Below are 18,132 nucleotides of genomic sequence, written 5' to 3'. Positions count from 1 at the left end.
GACGCTCCCGAGGTGGAGTCGGTGGAGCCGCCGGAGGAGGAGGTGAGACCGCTGTCCGAGGAGGATGAGCTGTCCGTGGACGACGAGCTGCTCGACGAGGAGTCCGTACCAGTGTCGGTCGAGCTGCTGCGGGTCGAACTGCTGCCGGTGGAGCTGCTGTCCGTGGTGCCCGTGTCGGTGGAGCCGGTGTCCGTGGAGCCGGTGTCCGAGGAGCTCGCGCTGGAACCGGAGCTGCTGTTGCTGCTCGTGCTCGTGCCGCTCGCCGTCGTCTCGGCGTCGGCCTGCAGGGTGCCGACCAGGGCGAACACCCCGGCCGCCGCCGCGAGCGTGACCGCCGCGGCCAGGGCGGCCGTACGCCGCGCACCTCTGCGGACCGCTGCCGCGGCCCCCCGTTCCTGTTCCCTGGTCGCCATGACCGTTCCCCTCCGCAGTGACGTTCTGTCACGCCCTACGGTCGGGGAACGGTCTGAGAGAAGTCTGTGAGGCAGCCATACGCCCCGGCAGAACTCCCTGAGATGTTGCTTTACATCAGGCTGTCAGCCGGGCGATCGCCTCGTCGACCGTGAGCTCCTCGCGCTCGCCGGTCCTGCGGTCCTTCAGCTCCAGGACGCCCTCGGCCGAGCGGCGGCCAGCCACCAGGATCTTCGGCACGCCCATCAGCTCGGAGTCGGTGAACTTCACGCCCGGGGAGACGCCGGCCCGGTCGTCGACCAGGACACGCAGCCCGGCCGCGCGCAGCTTCTCGGAGACGTCGAGCGCCAGCTCGGTCTGGAGGGCCTTGCCCGCCGCGACGACGTGCACATCGGCCGGGGCGACCTCGGCGGGCCAGCACAGGCCCTTCTCGTCGGCGCTCTGCTCGGCGAGGGCGGCCACCGCACGGGAGACGCCGATGCCGTACGAGCCCATGGTCACGCGGACCGGCTTGCCGTGCTGGCCGAGCACGTCGAGCTTGAGGGCGTCGGCGTACTTGCGGCCCAGCTGGAAGATGTGGCCGATCTCGATGGCGCGGTCCAGCTTGAGACCGGTGCCGCACTTCGGGCAGGGGTCGCCCTCCTGGACGACCACGACGTCGACGTAGCTGCCGACCTCGAAGTCCCGGCCCGCGACGACGTTCTTCGCGTGCAGGCCCTCCTTGTTGGCGCCGGTGATCCAGGCGGTGCCCGGGGCCACGCGCGGGTCGGCGATGTACGTCACCTTGTCCAGACCCTGCGGGCCGACGTAACCGCGGACCAGGTCCGGGCGGCCCACGAAGTCCTCGGCGGTGACCAGCTCGACGGCGGCCGGGGCGAAGTGCGCCTCGACCTTGCCCAGGTCGACCTCGCGGTCACCGGGGACGCCGACGGCGACGATCTCGCCGTCGACCTTCACCAGAAGGTTCTTCAGGGTGGCCGAGGCCGGGACGCCGAGGTGGGCGGCGAGGGTCTCGATGGTGGGGGTGTCCGGGGTGGGGATCTCCTCGAGAGCGGCCACGCCGTCGGCGTCCACCGGCTTCGACTCGTAGGTGATCGCCTCGGTGTTGGCCGCGAAGTCGCAGTTCGGGCAGTCGGCGAAGGTGTCCTCGCCGGCCTCGGCCGGGGCGAGGAACTCCTCCGACTTGGAGCCGCCCATCGCGCCCGCGGTCGCCGCGCAGATGCGGTAGTCCAGGCCGAGGCGCGCGAACACCTTCTGGTACGCCTGGCGGTGCAGGGCGTAGGACTGCGCGAGACCCTCGTCCTCGGTGTCGAAGGAGTAGGAGTCCTTCATGAGGAACTCACGGCCGCGCAGGATGCCGGCCCGGGGGCGGGCCTCGTCACGGAACTTCGTCTGGATCTGGTAGAGGATGACCGGCAGGTCCTTGTACGAGGACGCCTGGTCCTTCACGATCAGCGTGAAGATCTCCTCGTGGGTGGGGCCGAGGAGGTAGTCGCCGCCCCTGCGGTCCTGGAGGCGGAACAGCTCCGGGCCGTACTCGTCCCAGCGGCCGGTCGCCTCGTAGGGCTCGCGCGGCAGCAGGGCGGGCAGGCTGACCTCCTGGGCTCCGATCGCGTCCATCTCCTCGCGCACGATGCGCTCCACGTTGGCGAGGACCTTCTTGCCGAGCGGCAGCCAGGACCAGATGCCGGCGGCGGTGCGGCGGACGTACCCGGCGCGGACGAGGAGCTTGTGGCTCAGGACCTCGGCGTCCGCAGGGTCGTCGCGCAGCGTCTTCGCCATCAACTGGGACATGCGCTGGACCGGTGCGTTCGCCATGGTTCTCGTACTCCTGCCGAAGGGGGTCCCCCGCTCGAGCGCCGCCGAGAGCGGGGGAGGGTGTTGGCTAGGAGGTTAGCCGGGGAGCGTGGCGGGCCGGAAATCCGTTATCCGCGCAGGAGGGGGAGCGGGGCGCCCATCACCGCGTACGGGCGGGGAGCGCTGGGGAACAGGACGCGGCGGGCCAGGTCCTGGTAGCCCAGGGAGTGGTAGAGCGCTCGGGCGGGGCTTTCGGTGTCGATCGCGGAGAGGATCGAGCGGGGCTGGGTCGCGGTGTCGGTGATCGTGGTGATCAGGGCCCGGCCCGCGCCGCGGTTCTGGTGGGCGGGGTGGACGTGCAGTTCCGTGATCACGAAGGAGTCGTCCAGCCACTGCTCGTTGCCCTGGGCCCGGAGGTAAGGCTGTACGACCGTCGACCACCAGTGGGCCCGGTCGTTGGGCATGCCGTAGACGAAGCCGACGAGTCGCTCTCCGACGGTCGCGCCGAAGGCTCTCGCACCCGGGTGCGCCATGTGACGCAGGACGATCTGCCGGCGGACGGCCACCTCGTCGGGGCCGAGTCCGAAGGCGATCGCCTGTACGGCCAGGGCCTCGTCCACATGGGCGGGGAGGTCCAAGGGGCCGATCACGAGGTCCATGGCGGGGAGCCTACAGGGGCCTCAAAAGAGGACGCTCGTGAAGGCGCCGACCTCCTGGAAGCCCACCCTCCTGTACGTGCGCCTCGCGGTGGTGTTGAAGTCGTTCACGTAGAGGCTGACCACCGGGGCCACGTCGGCCAGGGCGTAGCGCAGGACCGCCGCCATGCCGGGGGCGGCCAGGCCCCGGCCCCGGTACTCCGGGGCCACCCAGACACCCTGGATCTGGCAGGCGTGGGAGGTCGCCGCGCCGATCTCCGCCTTGAAGACGACCCTGCCCCGGTCGTCGAGGCGGGCGAACGAGCGTCCGGAGCCGACGAGTTCGGCCACCCGGGCCTGGTAGAGCAGGCCTCCGTCGCCGGCCATCGGGGAGACGCCGACCTCCTCGGTGAACATCGCCACGCACGCCGGCATGATCGTGTCCATCTCGTCCTTGCGGATGCGGCGGACGTAGGGATCCGGGGCGGTGTCGGCGGGCATGCGGTCGGTGACCATGAGGGGCTGTCGGGTGCGGACCTCGCGGGCCGGGCCCCAGTGGGGTTCGAGGAGGCGCCACAGTTGGGTCGTCGGCTCTGCGGGCCCGACGATCGAGGAGCAGCGGCGGCCTGCCCGGCGGGCGCGGTCGGCGAAGGCGCGCACCGCTCTCGGGGTCGCGCAGATCGGGACGAGGTTGGCGCCCGCGTAGCACAGGGACGTCAGCATGCCGTCCTCGTACCAGCCCCACATCTCGCCGCCGAGGCGCCACGGGTCGAGGCCAGCGACCTGTACCCGTGACGTGACGAAGGCGTTGGCCACCGGCTCGCGGTCGAGGACGGCGAGCGCGGCGTCCAGGTCGCTCGGTTCGAGGACCCGGGAGGTGGTCTGGGTCAACACGCGCGGGGCCTCACACTCAGGTCTGCTGGTCCCCGCACTGTACCTGCGGAAGCTGGGCGGTGCCGACCCGTGTTCAGCTGGCGTTCGTCTGCCGTGACCGTCGGGTGTGGTGCCGTCCCCTGGGGGCTGCCGCCCCCAGACCCCCGCTGTCAGCCTGAACGGCCTCGTCCTCAAACGCCGGACGGGCTGGATGAGCCTGCCTCGCACAGAAGCCCGGGACGACCCTCGCCCCCAACCACCGGACGGGCTGGATCAACCTGCCTCGCGCTGAAGCGCGGGACGGCCGCCCCGCGTCCTCGGACGCCGGACGCCGGACGCACAGGATCAACCTGCCCTGCGCGAAGCCCAAGACGGCCGTCCCGCGCCCCCAACCACCGGAGGTCGCTGCACCCGACCCCGCCCAAACGCCGGGCGGGCTGGATGCGTCTGCCTGGGCAGCAGCTCGCTCGGGACGGACTCGTCGTTCTCGAATGCCCGACCGGCGTCTACGGGCCTCGTCAGCCTGCGACGGACACCGACGGCTCGCCGGACGTGATGCCGTCCGCCTCCATCTGCTCGGCCAGCTTCATGGCCTCCTCGATGAGGGTCTCCACGATCTTCGACTCGGGGACGGTCTTGATGACCTCGCCCTTCACGAAGATCTGGCCCTTGCCGTTGCCGGAGGCGACGCCGAGGTCGGCCTCGCGGGCCTCACCGGGGCCGTTGACGACGCAGCCCATGACGGCGACGCGGAGGGGGACCTCCATGCCCGTGAGGCCCGCGGTGACCTCTTCGGCCAGCTTGTAGACGTCGACCTGGGCGCGGCCGCAGGACGGGCAGGAGACGATCTCCAGGCCGCGCTGCTTGAGGTTGAGGGACTCCAGGATCTGGTTGCCGACCTTGACCTCCTCGACCGGCGGGGCCGACAAGGAGACGCGGATCGTGTCGCCGATGCCCTGGGAGAGCAGGGCGCCGAAGGCGACCGCCGACTTGATCGTGCCCTGGAAGGCGGGGCCGGCCTCGGTGACGCCGAGGTGGAGCGGGTAGTCGCTCTGGGCGGCGAGCTGGCGGTACGCCTCGATCATCACGACCGGGTCGTTGTGCTTGACCGAGATCTTGATGTCGCGGAAGTCGTGCTCCTCGAAGAGGGAGGCTTCCCAGAGGGCGGACTCGACGAGGGCCTCGGGGGTCGCCTTGCCGTACTTCTGGAGCAGGCGCCGGTCCAGCGAGCCGGCGTTGACGCCGATGCGGATCGGGGTGCCGTGCTCCTTCGCCGCCTTGGCGATCTCCTTGACCTTGTCGTCGAACTGCTTGATGTTGCCGGGGTTCACCCGGACCGCGGCGCAGCCCGCCTCGATCGCGGCGAAGACGTACTTCGGCTGGAAGTGGATGTCGGCGATCACCGGGATCTGCGACTTGCGGGCGATCGTGGCCAGCGCGTCGGCGTCGTCCTGGGTGGGGCAGGCCACGCGGACGATCTGGCAGCCGGAGGCGGTGAGCTCGGCGATCTGCTGGAGGGTGGCGCCGATGTCGGAGGTACGGGTCGTGGTCATCGACTGCACGGACACCGGGGCGTCTCCGCCGACCGCCACGGATCCGACCTGGATCTGCCGGCTCTTCCGGCGCTCGGCAACCCTGGTCGGAACGGACGGCATGCCGAGAGAAATCGCAGTCATCTGCTGTGCAACCCCAAGTCGTGGATCAAGGCCCAGGTCCCGTCTTCAGTCGGGTTCCCGGCTTCGAGATTACGGCACCGGCCCAGGCGTGAGCACTCCCCCACCTCCAAACCACTCGGCGGGGGGACCCTCGCCGGCCGTCGACCCGACGCGACGCAAGGCGGCCCGGGACGGATCGTCCCGGGCCGCCGCGAACCGCGGGTGACGAGAGGGTGGCTAGGAGATGCGCACCGGGTTCACCACGTCCGCGATGAGGACCAGCACCGTGAAGCAGATGAAGATGCCCGCCACCACGTAGGCCACCGGCATCAGCTTCGCCACGTCGAACGGGCCCGGGTCCGGCCTGCGCAGGACCTTGGCCAGGTTGCGGCGCAGGGACTCCCACAGGGCGCCCGCGATGTGCCCGCCGTCCAGCGGGAGCAGCGGGAGCATGTTGAAGAGGAACAGGGAGAGGTTGAAGCCCGCGACCAGCATCACGGCCATGGCCAGCTGCTGCGAGGCCGGGATGTCGAGGGTGAAGATCTCACCGCCGACGCGGGCCGCGCCGACCACGCCCATGGGTGAGTCCGGCTCGCGGGGGGCGCCGTCGAAGGCGGCGTTCCACAGGGCCGGGATCTTGCCGGGGAGGGCGGCGATGGAGTCGACGGCCTCGCCCACCCGGTCGGTCATCCAGGACGCGGAGTCGCCGAAGTCCTGCTTGACGACGCCGGTGGCCGCGCTGAAGCCGAGGAAGCCGGCCTTGATGTACTCGCCCTGGACGTAGGTCCCGTCGGAGTCCTTCTTGGCGACCTGGTTGGTGGCGATCGTCGTGTGCAGGGTCAGTTCCTTGCCGCCCCGGTCGACGATGATGGCGACCTCCTTGCCGGCGCTGACCCGGATCAGGTCGGAGAGCGTGTTCCAGTCGTCCGTCCGCTCACCGGCGAAGGAGACGATCTTGTCGCCCGGCTTCATGCCGGCGGCCGCGGCCGGGGAGGCCGGGTCGGTCGACTTGCACTCGTCGCGGTTCTGGCTCTGCGAGATGACGCAGGGGGAGACCGAGCTGACGGTGGTGGTCTGCTGCTGGATGCCGAAGCCCATCAGGACGGTGAGGAACAGGCCCACCGCGAGCACCAGGTTCATGAACGGGCCCGCGAACATCACGATGACCCGTTTCCACGGCTTGCGCGTGTAGAACATGCGCGTCTCGTCGCCCGGCTGGAGCTCCTCGTACGCGGCCGAGCGGGCGTCCTCGATCATGCCGCGCCAGGGGGAGGTGGAGCGGGCCGTGATCCGGCCGTCGTCGCCCGGCGGGAACATGCCGATCATGCGGATGTAGCCGCCGAACGGGATCGCCTTGACGCCGTACTCGGTCTCGCCCTTCTTCCGGGAGAAGACCGTCGGGCCGAAGCCGACCATGTACTGCGGAACCCGGATGCCGAAGAGCTTGGCCGTGGACAGGTGTCCCAGCTCGTGCCAGGCGATCGAGATCAGCAGGCCGACCGCGAAGACGACTATGCCGAGGATCATCATCAGGGCTGTCATGCACGCGCCTCCGCGGTAGCCGTCAGTTCCTGGGACCGGGCCCGTGCCCAGGTCTCCGCTTCGAGGACGTCCGACACGGTGAGTGAAGTTCCCGTCGCCGGCGTGCCGTGCTCCCGCACGACCCGGGTGACGGTCTCCATGATCCCGTTGAACGGGAGCGCGCCCTTGCGGAACGCCTCCACACACTCCTCGTTGGCGGCATTGAACACCGCCGGGGCCGTGCCCGCGAGCTCGCCCACGTGCCGGGCGAGGTTCACCGAGGGGAAGGCCTCGTTGTCGAGCGGGAAGAACTCCCACGTCGACGCCGTACTCCAGTCGAAGGCGGGCGCCGCGTCGGGGACGCGCCGGGGCCAGCCCAGACCGACGGCGATCGGCCCTCGCATGTCGGGGGGCGTCGCCTGGGCCAGCGTCGATCCGTCCGTGAACTCCACCATCGAGTGGACATACGACTGAGGATGCACGACGACCTCAATGCGGTCGAAGGGAATGTCGTAGAGAAGGTGCGCCTCGATGACCTCCAGCCCCTTGTTGACCAGGGTCGCGGAGTTGATCGTGATCACCGGGCCCATGGACCAGGTGGGGTGGGCGAGGGCCTCCTCGACCGTCACGTTCGCCAGCTGCTGCTTGGTGCGGCCTCGGAAGGGGCCGCCGGAGGCGGTGACGACCAGCTTGCGCACCTCCGCGCGGGTGCCGGCGGCCAGGGCCTGGAAGAGGGCCGCGTGCTCGGAGTCCACCGGGATGATCTGGCCGGGCTCGGCCAGCGCCTTGACCAGCGGGCCGCCGACGATGAGCGATTCCTTGTTGGCGAGCGCGAGGGTGCGGCCGGACTCGAGGGCGGCCAGGGTGGGCGCGAGGCCGATGGAGCCGGTGATGCCGTTGAGGACGGTGTGACAGTCGGAGGCGGCGAGCAGGGTGGCGGCCTCCGGTCCGGCCAGGATCTCGGGGAGCGGCTCCCCCGTCCCGTACTCGGCGGCGAGGGCCTCGCGCAGAGCCGCCACGACGTCCTCGCGGGCCACCGCGACGGTCCGTACCCGCAGCCTGCGGGCCTGCTCGGCGAGGAGGGCGACCCGGCCGCCGTTGGCGGACAGGCCGGTCACCCGGAAGCGGTCCGGGTTGCGCAGCACGAGGTCGATGGCCTGGGTGCCGATCGAGCCGGTGGAGCCGAGGATCACCACGTCCTTCGGGCCGTCGCCCGCGACCGGGTCGTAGACGAGGTGCGGGTCGGCGAGGGGGGCTGGACTGTCGCTCATCCCCCCATTGTTGCCGCAACGGGTGTGCGGCAGGACCGGGGTGTCCCCCCGGGAGGGTCCACCGGTCACGTGTGCCCCACCCGGCACGGCCGAAGGTGGTCGACAGTGTGCACTTCATATCGTCCGCTGTACGGAGTTTTCCGCACAGTTTTCCCTACAGATCATTTGGTCTATTTCGTTGGCACTTCACCTATCCGTGCCGCTAGCTTTCGCGCAGGATCTGCGGATCGATCGGGGGGTTCTGATGACGAGCCGCGCAGAGGCGGAGCAACTGCTGTCATCGCTGGGTGACAACGACCTCGTGGAGGTCGGTGAGGACGGCAACATCTATGCCGCCGGAAAGTCACCCGCCGGGTTCATCAACAAGCCGATCGTCGGCATCGCCGACCAGAAGGGGGAGTACTCCCGGACGGGCCGGTCCTGACGTGCCGGGCGGGGCGAGGGACATCAAGGTCACCCGCAGCCTGGTCATCGGCGCCGATCCGGTGGGCGGCCGGCTGGCCGAGGAGAGACGCATCCTGGCGCTGCACTTCCCCGGGTTCGTCCTGGACTCCACGACTCCGCGCGCGGGCGCCTGGGCGGTCGCCCGCGGCCCGCTGCGGACGTTCGCCGGCACCCAGTACGACATCTGGATCGATCTGCCCGACGGCTATCCGCACAGCCTTCCGCAGGTCTGGCCGCACGGCTGGACGCCGGTGAAGAACCCGCACATGTACGCGGACGGCACGATCTGCGTGATGCGTCGCAGGCAGTGGTCCTCCTTCTTCTCGGCGGCCGCCGTGGTCGCGAAGGCGGCGATCTGGCTCAACAAGTACGAGATCTGGGTCGACCGGCAGGTATGGCCGGGCCCGCAGCAGCCCCACTAGCAGGGGCCACCGGGCATCTGAGGAGGTCCTGGTATGACCGCTGACGCGGTGCTCGACACATCCCGCATCGACTATCTCCTCGACACCTCCGAACTGGGCCGGGCCAGGATCGTCCTGGTCGGCCTGGGGAGCGGAGGGACCGTGGTCATGGAGCGCCTGGCCATGTGCGGCATCCGCGACTGGGCGCTGTTCGACCCCGATGTGCTCCAGCCGGAGAACCTGGTCAAGCATCCGGCGCGGCGCAGCGACCTCGGGCGGCTCAAGACCGACATCGCCGCCGAATGGCTCGTGGACCGCAATCCCGCGAGCCGGGTCGACTCCTTCGCGCACGACGTGACCAGGTCCCCCGAGATCGAGGGGGCGATCGCCGGGGCGGCCCTGGTGGTGTGCGCGGTCGACGACGCCGTGGCCCGCAACTACGTCAACGAGCTGTGTGTGCGCAGCCGCGTCCCGTGTGTCTTCGGCATGGTGTTCCGCACCGGACTGGGCGGCGAGGTCTACGCCTACCTTCCGGGCGAGACCGGCTGCCACGACTGCAAGCTGAAGTTCTGCATGGACCGGGGCCTGGACCTCGACGACTGGCTGGAACTCACCGACGAGGAACAACAGCGGATCTACGGCCTGGGCGAGACCGACTTCGCGGCTTCCGGGCTGGCCGCCGACATCTCCATCGTGGCCTCGTACCACGCCCACTACGTGCTCTCGCTGCTGGGCGGCCGCCGTTCGCGGTATCTGCTCCAGCCGAGCTTCAACTGGCTGACCGTCGGCATCCGCCGGGCCGAAGGCCTCTTCGGCAATTCGTACGACAACACGCGCATCCTGCTCCGGCCGCTCACCGGGTGCCATCTCGCCTGTGGGCCGGCCACCGAGCCCGACACGGGCAGCGAGTGAGGACGGTGGAGATGTTCGGAACAGCCCGGAAGAAATGCCCAGCCACGCTGCGGGTCTTCGTACGGCCCCGGGTGACGCATCGCTTCACGCAGGAGATCCTCGGCCATCCGAAGGTGGAGGTGGGCGGCAAGTACGTCGGGTTCATCCGGGGCACGAAGCGGTCCGAACGCCTGGACGAGCGCCATGACGCGATGGAGCGGCTGGAGCTGCATGTCGTGGACTACATCGACGACGGGCCGCGGGCGGACCGCACCCCCACGTTCCACCGCGGCGACACCGAGTTCCAGATCCAGGAGTTCCGGCGGCTGGAGAAGCGGTACCCCGAGATCGAGCATCTGGGCAGCTGGCACAGTCACCATCCCAACCAGCTGCGCAGCCTCAGTTCCGGGGACATCGAGGGATACCGGGACACGGTGAACGCCCAGGGGCACAACCACGACTTCTTCTTCGCCAGCCTGGGCACGGACAGCCGTGGCTTCGCGTCGGCCCGGCACTTCCTCTTCGTCCGGGGCGACCGGCACTACTACGAGCTGACGGGAGAGAACCTGGTCGTGACCGAGGGGCCGCCTGACCCCACGGGCTCGGCGGGCCCGCCCAGCCCGGCGGGCGGGGCCGTCGCGGTGCCCGACCCGGCGGCGCAGCAGGGGCCCGTGCCGCTGTCGGTGCCGGGCTGGACCGACTCGCCCCAGGGCCAGGAACGGCTGGCCCGTGACCGGGACCTGATAGCGAGGTACAGCGGGCTGCGCCATGTCGTCCGCTCGGACCGGATCGCGGTGACCGGCCAGGTGGTCTGGGCCGGCCGGGTCCCGGTGACCCTGCATGTGCTGTACCCGTCCTCGGCGCACACCACCGACGGGCTGCTGAAGGTGACCGTCGCGGGGAACCAGACCCTCGAGGTCAGTCTGACCGGCGACCGGTCCGGCGACCTCGCCTTCGCGCTCAAGGCGGTGGAGTCCATCGCGCAGTGCGCGGCCGACATCCACCACCGGGCCCTGCACCGGTCCGCCGGTCCGCCCGCCCGGGGCGGGCAGAACGGACCGCGGCCATGAGCACGACCACGAACCGGCGCACCCTCGCCCTGACCCATCGTGAACCGCCCGCCTTCCTGGGCGAGTCGGTGGGCTCGTCGCTCGGTGCGCTCCAGCACCGCCAGTCCGCCTGGCTGGTCTCGCGCAGCATCTCCGCCCCGGCGTTCACCCGCCGGCTGCTCGCGCGGGAGCCGGGCTTCGGCACGCTGGCGTCGTCACAGCTGGGCGCGGCCTCCGAGGTACTGACGTTCCGGCTCGGCCATGTGCAGCGCTGGCGGCTGCTGTGGGTGGTGTCCACCGACGGGCCCAGCCAGTTCACCGACGAGCGGACGGTCCGCGTGGGCGTCAGCGAGGAGACCACCCGGGAGCTGGCGAGCACCATCGGCCTGGAGGCGAAGCTGGACATCCCCTTCCTCGCCGCGCAGGCCAGCGCGCAGTGGTCCCGACTCACCAGGTCGACCATCTCGGTGAACACGGAGTCCGAGTTCACGCGGACGCTGTCGTACGACGTCCCCGAGGGCGGCCTGGACATCGCGCTGTGGCAGCTGGAGTCGCAGCTCGTCAGGCGTCTCGAGCTGCGGGCCGGTGCCGTTCTGCCGCCGGATCCGATGCCGCGCTGGGTCGAACTGGCGGTGACCGCCCGGGCCGGGAGCCGGGTGATCACCGTTCCGACGAACGTGGTCCGGGTGCTGACCAGGAGGGCACCGGGAGCCGCGGGCGGCGCCGCCGGGACGTGAGTCCGCGCACGGTGGCGGACTCACGTCCCGGCGCCCGGTCAGCGGATGGGACGGTGGACGTTCGTCCGCTCGCTGGGTCCCGGTGTGGTGTCGGCGATCCAGGGGCCGTCCCCGGACGGGTCGACGATGCCGTGCTCCAGCCACTCGTAGGTGCCGGCCATGACGCCCTTGACGACCTTGCCGTCCACGTCGTCGGTGTTGCTCCACAGCCGGCCGAAGAGCTCGTCGACGCGGATCCGGGACTGGCGGCAGAAGGCGTCGGCGAGCTGGTAGGCCTCGCGGCCGTTCTCGCCGCGCGAGCGCAGCATTTCGGCGCGCACGCAGGCCGCGCTCATCGCGAACAGCTCCGCGCCGATGTCGACGATCCGGCCGAGGAAGGCCTGCTTGGTCTCCATCCGGCCCTGCCAGCGGGACATGGCGTAGAAGGTGGAGCGGGCGAGCTTGCGGGAGTGCCGCTCGACGTGACGCAGATGCGGGGAGAGATCGATGCCGTGCTTGAACTCCGCGTAGGAGGACGGCAGTTGACCCGGTCCCGCCACCAGTTTCGGCAGCCACTTGGCGTAGAAGACGCCCGCGTTCGCGCCCGCCCGCGCCTTGTCCTGGAGGGACTTGTCGGGGTCGATCAGGTCGCCGGCGACCGAGAGGTGGGCGTCGACGGCCTCACGCGCGATCAGCAGGTGCATGATCTCCGTCGAGCCCTCGAAGATGCGGTTGATCCGCAGGTCGCGCAGGACCTGCTCGGCGGGGACGGCCTTCTCGCCGCGGGCGGCCAGCGAGGCCGCTGTCTCGAAGCCGCGGCCGCCGCGGATCTGGACCAGCTCGTCGGCCATGCGCCAGCCCAGCTCGGAGGCGATGAGCTTGGCCAGCGCGCCCTCGATCCGGATGTCGTTGCGGTCCTCGTCCGCCATCTGGGAGGACAGGTCGAGCACCGCCTCCAGGGCGAAGGTGGTCGCCGCGATGAAGCTGATCTTCGCGCCGACGGCCTCGTGGTGGGCGATCGGCCTGCCCCACTGCTCACGGGCCGCGGACCATTCACGGGCGATCTTCAGGGACCACTTGCCCGCCGCCACGCAGGACGCGGGCAGCGAGAGCCGTCCCGTGTTGAGCGTGGTCAGGGCGATCTTCAGACCCACGCCCTCGGGGCCGATGCGGTTCGCGGCTGGGACCCGGACCTGGTGGAAGCGGGTCACGCCGTTCTCGATGCCGCGCAGGCCCATGAAGGCGTTGCGGTTCTCGACGGTGATGCCGGGCGAGTCCGCCTCCACGACGAAGGCGGTGATGCCGCCCCGGTGGCCCTCGCTCTTCGGCACCCGGGCCATCACGACCAGCAGGTCGGCGACCACACCGTTGGTGGTCCACAGCTTCACCCCGTCGAGGACGTAGTCGTCCCCGTCCGGCACCGCGCTCGTCGCGAGCCGCGCCGGGTCGGAGCCGACGTCCGGCTCGGTGAGGAGGAAGGCGCTGATGTCGGTGCGGGCGCAGCGCGGCAGGAACCGCTGCTTCTGTTCCGGGGTGCCGAACAGCTTCAGCGGCTGCGGGACGCCGATCGACTGGTGCGCCGAGAGCAGCACGCCGACCGCGGGGCTGGCGGAGCCCACCAGGGCCAGCGCCTTGTTGTAGTACACCTGGGTGAGGCCGAGGCCGCCGTACTTGGGGTCGATCTTCATGCCGAGGGCGCCGAGCTCCTTGAGCCCGTTGATCACCTCGTCGGGGATGCGGGCCTCACGCTCGATGAGGGCCGAGTCCACCTTCGCCTCGCAGAAGGCGCGCAGTTTCGTCAGGAACTGCTCACCGCGCCGGACGGCCTCGTCGGTGGGCAGCGGGTGGGGATGGATGAGGTCCAGCCGGAAGCGGCCGAGGAACAGTTCCTTGCCGAAGCTGGGCTTGCGCCAGTCCTGCTCCCGCGCTGCCTCGGCGACCTGGCGCGCCTCGCGCTCGGTGACAGTGGGTTTCTTGAGGGGTGGTGCGGACATGAGGCTCACCTCGCCGCGAATCGGGATCTCGGGCCACATTGGTTACCGATGGGTGCTACCCGATCGTTGGTACCCGATCCGGGGCGAGGTGGCCACCCCACGCGCGTGGGTCCGGCCGGTGCCGGAGGCGTACGGCTCCGGTCCGGGTGGCCTGATCCCTTCCCGGCTCGGCACCCGCTCCGCCGCCGGGGACGCACCCGGCGTCGGGGCGCGGCTTGCGCCGAACGAGTGGCGGCCGCGGGGGCCGGAAAAGCTTGCCGTACTCTTCTCCACCAATCCCCCACAACTCGCTGTCGAAGCGCTTCGACAACCTATGGACACCCACCCCCGCTAGAGCTACTGTCGAACCACCCTCACCCGCCCCTGTTCGCCCTGCGCACTGTCGAAGCGCTTCACAAACTTGGAGAGCTGGATGGTCACCCTCGCCGAGGTCGCCCAGCACGCCGGAGTCTCGGCGAGCACGGTGAGCTATGTCCTCAGTGGCAAGCGGTCCATCTCCACGAACACCCGGCAGCGGGTCGAACAGAGCATCCGGGAGCTCGGCTACCACCCGAACGCGGGTGCCCGCGCACTGGCCAGCAGCAGGTCCAACATCATCGCGCTGATGATCCCGCTGCGCACCGACATGTACGTGCCGGTGATGATGGAGATCGCCATCGCGGTGGCCACCACCGCACGCACGCACGGGTACGACGTCCTGCTGCTCACCGGCGAGGAGGGTCCCGACGCCGTCCGCCGCGTCACCGGCAGCGGGCTCGCCGACGCGATGATCCTGATGGACGTCGAACTCGACGACGAACGGCTGCCGCTGCTGCGCTCCACCGACCAGCCGTCCGTGCTGATCGGACTGCCCGCCGACACCTCCGGTCTGACCTGCGTCGATCTGGATTTCGCGGCGACCGGCGCGCTGTGCGTGGAGCATCTGGCGACGCTGGGGCACCGTGACATCGCTGTCATCGGCGAGGCACCGGCCGTCTACGAACGGCACACCGGCTTCGCCGAGCGCACGCTCGACGGACTCCGGTACCGGGCGAAGGAGTTGGGCCTGCGGCTGCTGCACCGCCCGTGCGAGGGCGGGTACGACGCGATGGCCGTGACCCTGGCCCGGGTCCTCGACGAGCGTCCGGGCACCACCGGGTTCGTCGTGCAGAACGAGTCGGCGGTCGAGCCGCTGCTCGCGCTGCTGCGCCAGCAGGGCCGGGCCGTACCGGAGGACGTGTCGGTGGTGGCCATCTGCCCCGACCAGGTCGCCGTCCAGGCCTCGGTGCGGCTGACGTCGGTCGCCATCCCCGCGCAGGAGATGGGCCGGCACGCCGTGGAACGCCTCGTCGCCAAGCTGGAGGGGCACGGCAGCGACGAAGTCGTGCTGATCGCGCCCGAGCTGACGGTCCGGGCGAGCACGGGACCGGCGCCCACCGCCTCCTGACCCACCCCGCTTCTCCGCACCCACCCGGTTCTTCCGTACCCGCCCGGCTCCTCCGTACCCCGGCTCCTCCGTACCCATCCGGCTCTTCCGCCGTCGCGCCCGCTGCCAGGGCACCGCCATGTCTGCACTCCTTCAAGGAGCAACCTCACATGAACCAGCCTGCCGAGAACCAGCCTCAGGTCAGCCTCGCGCAGTCGTCGCCCACGGTCGGCACCTTCCGTGAGCACGGCGGCGCCCTGGAGTGGAGCGGCCGCCAGGAGACCCTGCGGGTCGAGCCGTGGGGTCCGGACGCCGTCCGGGTGCGCGCCCGGCTCGGCGGGCCGATCCTCGAAGGGCTGCCGGGCGCGCTGCTCGACGAGCCGCCGGCCACCGAGAGCACCGTCAAGATCACCGATACCGAGGGCCAGTTGACCGTCGGCACCCTCACCGTCGAGGTGAGCGCCGAGGGTGTGATCCGGTTCCTGCGGACGGACGACCGCACGGAGATCCTGGCCGAGGAGCGCGCCCACTTCTGGTGGCCGGGCACCCGCCTGTACACGGCCGTCGGCAACGGCCACCACCGCCTGGAGCAGCGCTTCGCCGCCTACGACGACGAGAAGCTGTACGGCCTCGGCCAGCACCAGCACGGCCGCCTGGACCAGAAGGGCCTGGTCCTGGACCTGGTCCAGCGCAACGCCGAGGTGGGCATCCCGGTGCTCACCTCCAGCCGCGGCTACACCCTGCTGTGGAACAACCCGGCGATCGGCCGGGTGGAGCTGGCCGGCAACGGCACCCGCTGGGTCGCGGACTCGGCCCGGCAGATCGACTACTGGATCACCGCAGGGGCCCCGGCCGACGCCCAGCGCCGCTACAGCGCGGCCACCGGCCGCACCCCGATGCTGCCGGAGTGGGCGGCGGGCTTCTGGCAGTGCAAGCTGCGCTACCGCACCCAGGACGAACTGCTCGGCGTGGCACGGGAGTACAAGCGCCGGGGCCTGCCACTCGACGTCATCGTGTGCGACTTCTTCCACTGGACCCACCTGGGCGAGTGGAAGTTCGACCTGGCCGAGTGGCCCGACCCGGCGGCGATGGTCCGCGAACTGGACGAGCTGGGCGTCAAGTTGGTGGTGAGCGTGTGGCCGTCCGTGTCGCCGCTGAGCGAGAACCATCCGGTGATGGAGCAGCGCGGCTGGTTCATCGGCACCCAGTACGGCCCGATGGCCCACGCCGACTGGCCGGACAAGGGCGTCGCGTCGACGGTCCAGGTGGCGTTCTACGACGCGACGAACCCCGACGCCCGGGAGTTCGTGTGGTCGAAGATCCGCGACAACTACCTGACCCCGTACGGGATCACGGCCTTCTGGCTGGACGCCTGCGAACCGGAGCTGAAGCCCGGCTTCCAGGAGAACCTGCGCTACTGGGCGGGTCCGGGCCTGGAGGTCGGCAACATGTACCCGGCCGAGAACGCCCGCACCTTCTACGAGGGTCTGCGCGCCTCCGGCGAGGACGAGATCATCAGCCTCAACCGCTCGGCGTGGGCGGGCAGCCAGCGCTACGGCGCCGCCCTGTGGTCCGGTGACATCGGCACCGACTTCGCGACCCTGCGCCGGCAGATCGCGGCGGGCCTGAACACCGCCCTGTCGGGCATTCCGTGGTGGAACACCGACATCGGCGGCTTCCACGGCGGCGACCCGAGCGACCCGGCGTACCAGGAGGTGATGGTCCGCTGGTTCCAGTTCGGCGCGCTGTCCCCGCTGATGCGGCTGCACGGCTTCCGCGACCCGGGCATGCCGCTGGGCCCGGACATGACCGGCGGCCCGAACGAGGTGTGGTCGTACGGTGAGGCGGCCGGCGCGGTGCTGGAGAAGTACCTGCGGCTGCGCGAGCGGCTCAAGCCGTACGTCCTGCGGGTGATGCGGGAGGCCCACGAGGAGGGGCTGCCGCCGATGCGGCCGCTCTTCCTGGAGTTCCCGGACGACCAGGCGACCTGGTCGGTGGACGACTCCTACCTCTTCGGCCGGGACCTGCTCGTCGCCCCGGTGCTGACGGCGGGCGCCACGGCCCGCACGGCCTACCTCCCGGCGGGCGCGACCTGGACGGACGCGTGGACGGGCGAGACGTACGAGGGCGGCGCGGCCGTGACCGTCGACGCCCCGCTGGACCGCCTCCCGCTGTTCCTGCGGGACGGGGCGCGGCTGCCGGTGACGGAGTAGCCGCACGGGGAGGGGAAGAGGGGCGGCCGGTCCCGGACCAGGGGAGGGACCGGCCGCCCGTGGATCCTGAGTGACCGGTGCCGCGGGCCGAGGTCGACCGGGCGCAGGGGTCCCGGCCGGCCTCGGCGCGCCCCGGGTCAGCTGCTGCTGACGGTCAGGTTGTTCGTCACGAAGTCCAGCCCGCCCGAGGACGAGGTGATCTCGAAGCCGAACTGCACGTCCCCGATGGTCTCGTTGCCGAACCAGCCCTTCGTGTCCTTGATCCACTTGAGGATCGGCAGGACGTTGACGGTGCCGGACGACGAGTCGGACGTACGCAGGAACGAGAACACCTCGTTCGCGCCGTTGTTGCCCTTGTAGACGGTCCAGGTGTGGCCGCCGAGGGTGACGTTGCCCTGCGAGGTGCCGAGCGGGCCGACGGCGCCGTTGTAGTTCACCCAGAGCATGATCTCGTAGTCGTAGTCCGTGTCCCAGATGTCGTACGACGTGTTGTAGGCGCCGGACGACGGGACCGTGACGTTGTAGCTGCTGGACAGCGAGCCGAGCGAGGTGATCGTCTTGTTGATCACCTTCTTGGAGTTGGGGTACGACTTGATGCCGCCGGTGTTGGGGTGGTTGGCCCAGACGCCCCAGTTGGTACCGGAGTTGGCCCAGACGCACTGGCTGCCGGCGCCGGAGCCCCAGATGTTGTTGTAGAGCGTGTAGCCGTTCAGGCTGGTGTTGCCCCACTGGTCGCAGGAGTTCCAGACGGCGGCCGAGGCGGGGGCGGAGGCCAGTCCGACGGTGACGCCGAGAGCGAGTGCGGGGGCGAGCAGGGCCTTGGCGACCCTGCTCGGGATACGTGTTGCCATGGTGT

The 18,132-nt window shown here is 70.5% G+C and carries 16 protein-coding genes; 8 read left to right on the top strand and 8 right to left on the bottom strand.

Annotated features, from left to right (window positions below):
* The first annotated feature begins 21 nt into the window (after nt 1-21).
* Complete coding sequence (locus ACFVYS_RS17695; RefSeq protein WP_389502960.1) at nt 22-483, top strand: hypothetical protein; 462 nt, start codon at nt 22-24, stop codon at nt 481-483.
* Between the two features lie 45 nt (nt 484-528).
* On the opposite strand, the gene ACFVYS_RS17690 is transcribed toward ACFVYS_RS17695, so the two are convergent.
* The 6 genes from ACFVYS_RS17690 to dxr form a co-directional block, all read right to left on the bottom strand.
* Nucleotides 529-2,229 carry a proline--tRNA ligase gene (locus ACFVYS_RS17690; protein WP_389502958.1) on the bottom strand — a complete coding sequence of 567 codons (1,701 nt, stop codon included), beginning with the start codon at nt 2,227-2,229 and terminating at the stop codon, nt 529-531.
* 107 nt (nt 2,230-2,336) lie between these two features.
* On the bottom strand, nt 2,337-2,867 hold the full coding sequence (locus ACFVYS_RS17685) for a GNAT family N-acetyltransferase (protein WP_057601439.1): 531 nt from the start codon (nt 2,865-2,867) through the stop codon (nt 2,337-2,339).
* 21 nt (nt 2,868-2,888) lie between these two features.
* Complete coding sequence (locus tag ACFVYS_RS17680; RefSeq protein ID WP_389502956.1) at nt 2,889-3,737, bottom strand: GNAT family N-acetyltransferase; 849 nt, start codon at nt 3,735-3,737, stop codon at nt 2,889-2,891.
* A gap of 497 nt (nt 3,738-4,234) precedes the next feature.
* Nucleotides 4,235-5,392 (bottom strand): flavodoxin-dependent (E)-4-hydroxy-3-methylbut-2-enyl-diphosphate synthase, encoded by a 1,158-nt coding sequence (ispG, locus tag ACFVYS_RS17675; protein ID WP_028806657.1) that lies wholly within the window; start codon nt 5,390-5,392, stop codon nt 4,235-4,237.
* A gap of 216 nt (nt 5,393-5,608) precedes the next feature.
* Nucleotides 5,609-6,913, bottom strand: coding sequence for a M50 family metallopeptidase (locus ACFVYS_RS17670; protein ID WP_389502954.1), 1,305 nt, complete (start codon nt 6,911-6,913; stop codon nt 5,609-5,611).
* Nucleotides 6,910-8,163 carry a 1-deoxy-D-xylulose-5-phosphate reductoisomerase gene (dxr, locus tag ACFVYS_RS17665; RefSeq protein ID WP_389502952.1) on the bottom strand — a complete coding sequence of 418 codons (1,254 nt, stop codon included), beginning with the start codon at nt 8,161-8,163 and terminating at the stop codon, nt 6,910-6,912. The genes ACFVYS_RS17670 and dxr overlap by 4 nt, the downstream gene beginning before the upstream one ends.
* Before the next feature lie 244 nt (nt 8,164-8,407).
* On the opposite strand from dxr, the gene ACFVYS_RS17660 reads away from it, so the two are divergent.
* From ACFVYS_RS17660 to ACFVYS_RS17640, 5 genes are read left to right on the top strand one after another with little or no spacing between them, the layout of a single operon-like run.
* On the top strand, nt 8,408-8,587 hold the full coding sequence (locus ACFVYS_RS17660; protein ID WP_020128630.1) for a hypothetical protein: 180 nt from the start codon (nt 8,408-8,410) through the stop codon (nt 8,585-8,587).
* 1 nt (nt 8,588) lies between these two features.
* Nucleotides 8,589-9,029, top strand: a complete 441-nt coding sequence (locus tag ACFVYS_RS17655; RefSeq protein WP_389502950.1) for a hypothetical protein — start codon at nt 8,589-8,591, stop codon at nt 9,027-9,029.
* Nucleotides 9,030-9,062: 33 nt separating this feature from the next.
* On the top strand, nt 9,063-9,920 hold the full coding sequence (locus ACFVYS_RS17650; RefSeq protein ID WP_389502948.1) for a ThiF family adenylyltransferase: 858 nt from the start codon (nt 9,063-9,065) through the stop codon (nt 9,918-9,920).
* A gap of 11 nt (nt 9,921-9,931) precedes the next feature.
* A complete protein-coding gene (locus ACFVYS_RS17645) occupies nt 9,932-10,969 on the top strand; it encodes a hypothetical protein (RefSeq protein WP_389502946.1) in 1,038 nt (345 codons plus the stop codon).
* Nucleotides 10,966-11,685: a hypothetical protein gene (locus tag ACFVYS_RS17640; protein ID WP_389502944.1), complete on the top strand. Its 720-nt coding sequence runs from the start codon at nt 10,966-10,968 to the stop codon at nt 11,683-11,685. Before ACFVYS_RS17645 ends, ACFVYS_RS17640 begins: the two co-directional genes overlap by 4 nt.
* 38 nt (nt 11,686-11,723) lie before the next feature.
* Here the strand turns inward: ACFVYS_RS17640 and ACFVYS_RS17635 are convergent, their stop codons facing one another.
* Nucleotides 11,724-13,658, bottom strand: coding sequence for an acyl-CoA dehydrogenase family protein (locus tag ACFVYS_RS17635; protein ID WP_389502942.1), 1,935 nt, complete (start codon nt 13,656-13,658; stop codon nt 11,724-11,726).
* Between the two features lie 412 nt (nt 13,659-14,070).
* Here ACFVYS_RS17635 and ACFVYS_RS17630 point away from each other — a divergent pair, with 412 nt between their 5' ends.
* Complete coding sequence (locus ACFVYS_RS17630; protein ID WP_389502940.1) at nt 14,071-15,084, top strand: LacI family DNA-binding transcriptional regulator; 1,014 nt, start codon at nt 14,071-14,073, stop codon at nt 15,082-15,084.
* 149 nt (nt 15,085-15,233) lie between these two features.
* The gene (locus ACFVYS_RS17625; protein WP_389502938.1) at nt 15,234-17,276 is read left to right on the top strand and encodes a TIM-barrel domain-containing protein; all 2,043 of its coding nucleotides are present in this window, start codon (nt 15,234-15,236) and stop codon (nt 17,274-17,276) included.
* A gap of 137 nt (nt 17,277-17,413) precedes the next feature.
* Here the strand turns inward: ACFVYS_RS17625 and ACFVYS_RS17620 are convergent, their stop codons facing one another.
* Nucleotides 17,414-18,127, bottom strand: a complete 714-nt coding sequence (locus ACFVYS_RS17620; RefSeq protein ID WP_389502936.1) for a hypothetical protein — start codon at nt 18,125-18,127, stop codon at nt 17,414-17,416.
* Nucleotides 18,128-18,132: the final 5 nt, after the last annotated feature.

The organism is Streptomyces sp. NPDC058295, assembly GCF_042880655.1.
GTDB lineage: Bacteria > Actinomycetota > Actinomycetes > Streptomycetales > Streptomycetaceae > Streptomyces > Streptomyces coriariae.
This window is presented reverse-complemented; position numbering and strand designations above follow the sequence as displayed.

Excerpts from the sequence above, each read along its gene's own strand:
- ACFVYS_RS17690 (WP_389502958.1), bottom strand. The coding sequence starts at position 2,229 with ATGGCGAACGCACCGGTCCAGCGCATGTCCCAGTTGATGGCGAAGACG.
- ACFVYS_RS17685 (WP_057601439.1), bottom strand. The coding sequence starts at position 2,867 with ATGGACCTCGTGATCGGCCCCTTGGACCTCCCCGCCCATGTGGACGAG.
- ispG (WP_028806657.1), bottom strand. The coding sequence starts at position 5,392 with ATGACTGCGATTTCTCTCGGCATGCCGTCCGTTCCGACCAGGGTTGCC.
- ACFVYS_RS17670 (WP_389502954.1), bottom strand. The coding sequence starts at position 6,913 with ATGACAGCCCTGATGATGATCCTCGGCATAGTCGTCTTCGCGGTCGGC.
- dxr (WP_389502952.1), bottom strand. The coding sequence starts at position 8,163 with ATGAGCGACAGTCCAGCCCCCCTCGCCGACCCGCACCTCGTCTACGAC.
- ACFVYS_RS17660 (WP_020128630.1), top strand. The coding sequence starts at position 8,408 with ATGACGAGCCGCGCAGAGGCGGAGCAACTGCTGTCATCGCTGGGTGAC.
- ACFVYS_RS17650 (WP_389502948.1), top strand. The coding sequence starts at position 9,063 with ATGACCGCTGACGCGGTGCTCGACACATCCCGCATCGACTATCTCCTC.
- ACFVYS_RS17645 (WP_389502946.1), top strand. The coding sequence starts at position 9,932 with ATGTTCGGAACAGCCCGGAAGAAATGCCCAGCCACGCTGCGGGTCTTC.
- ACFVYS_RS17640 (WP_389502944.1), top strand. The coding sequence starts at position 10,966 with ATGAGCACGACCACGAACCGGCGCACCCTCGCCCTGACCCATCGTGAA.
- ACFVYS_RS17635 (WP_389502942.1), bottom strand. The coding sequence starts at position 13,658 with ATGTCCGCACCACCCCTCAAGAAACCCACTGTCACCGAGCGCGAGGCG.
- ACFVYS_RS17630 (WP_389502940.1), top strand. The coding sequence starts at position 14,071 with ATGGTCACCCTCGCCGAGGTCGCCCAGCACGCCGGAGTCTCGGCGAGC.
- ACFVYS_RS17625 (WP_389502938.1), top strand. The coding sequence starts at position 15,234 with ATGAACCAGCCTGCCGAGAACCAGCCTCAGGTCAGCCTCGCGCAGTCG.
- ACFVYS_RS17620 (WP_389502936.1), bottom strand. The coding sequence starts at position 18,127 with ATGGCAACACGTATCCCGAGCAGGGTCGCCAAGGCCCTGCTCGCCCCC.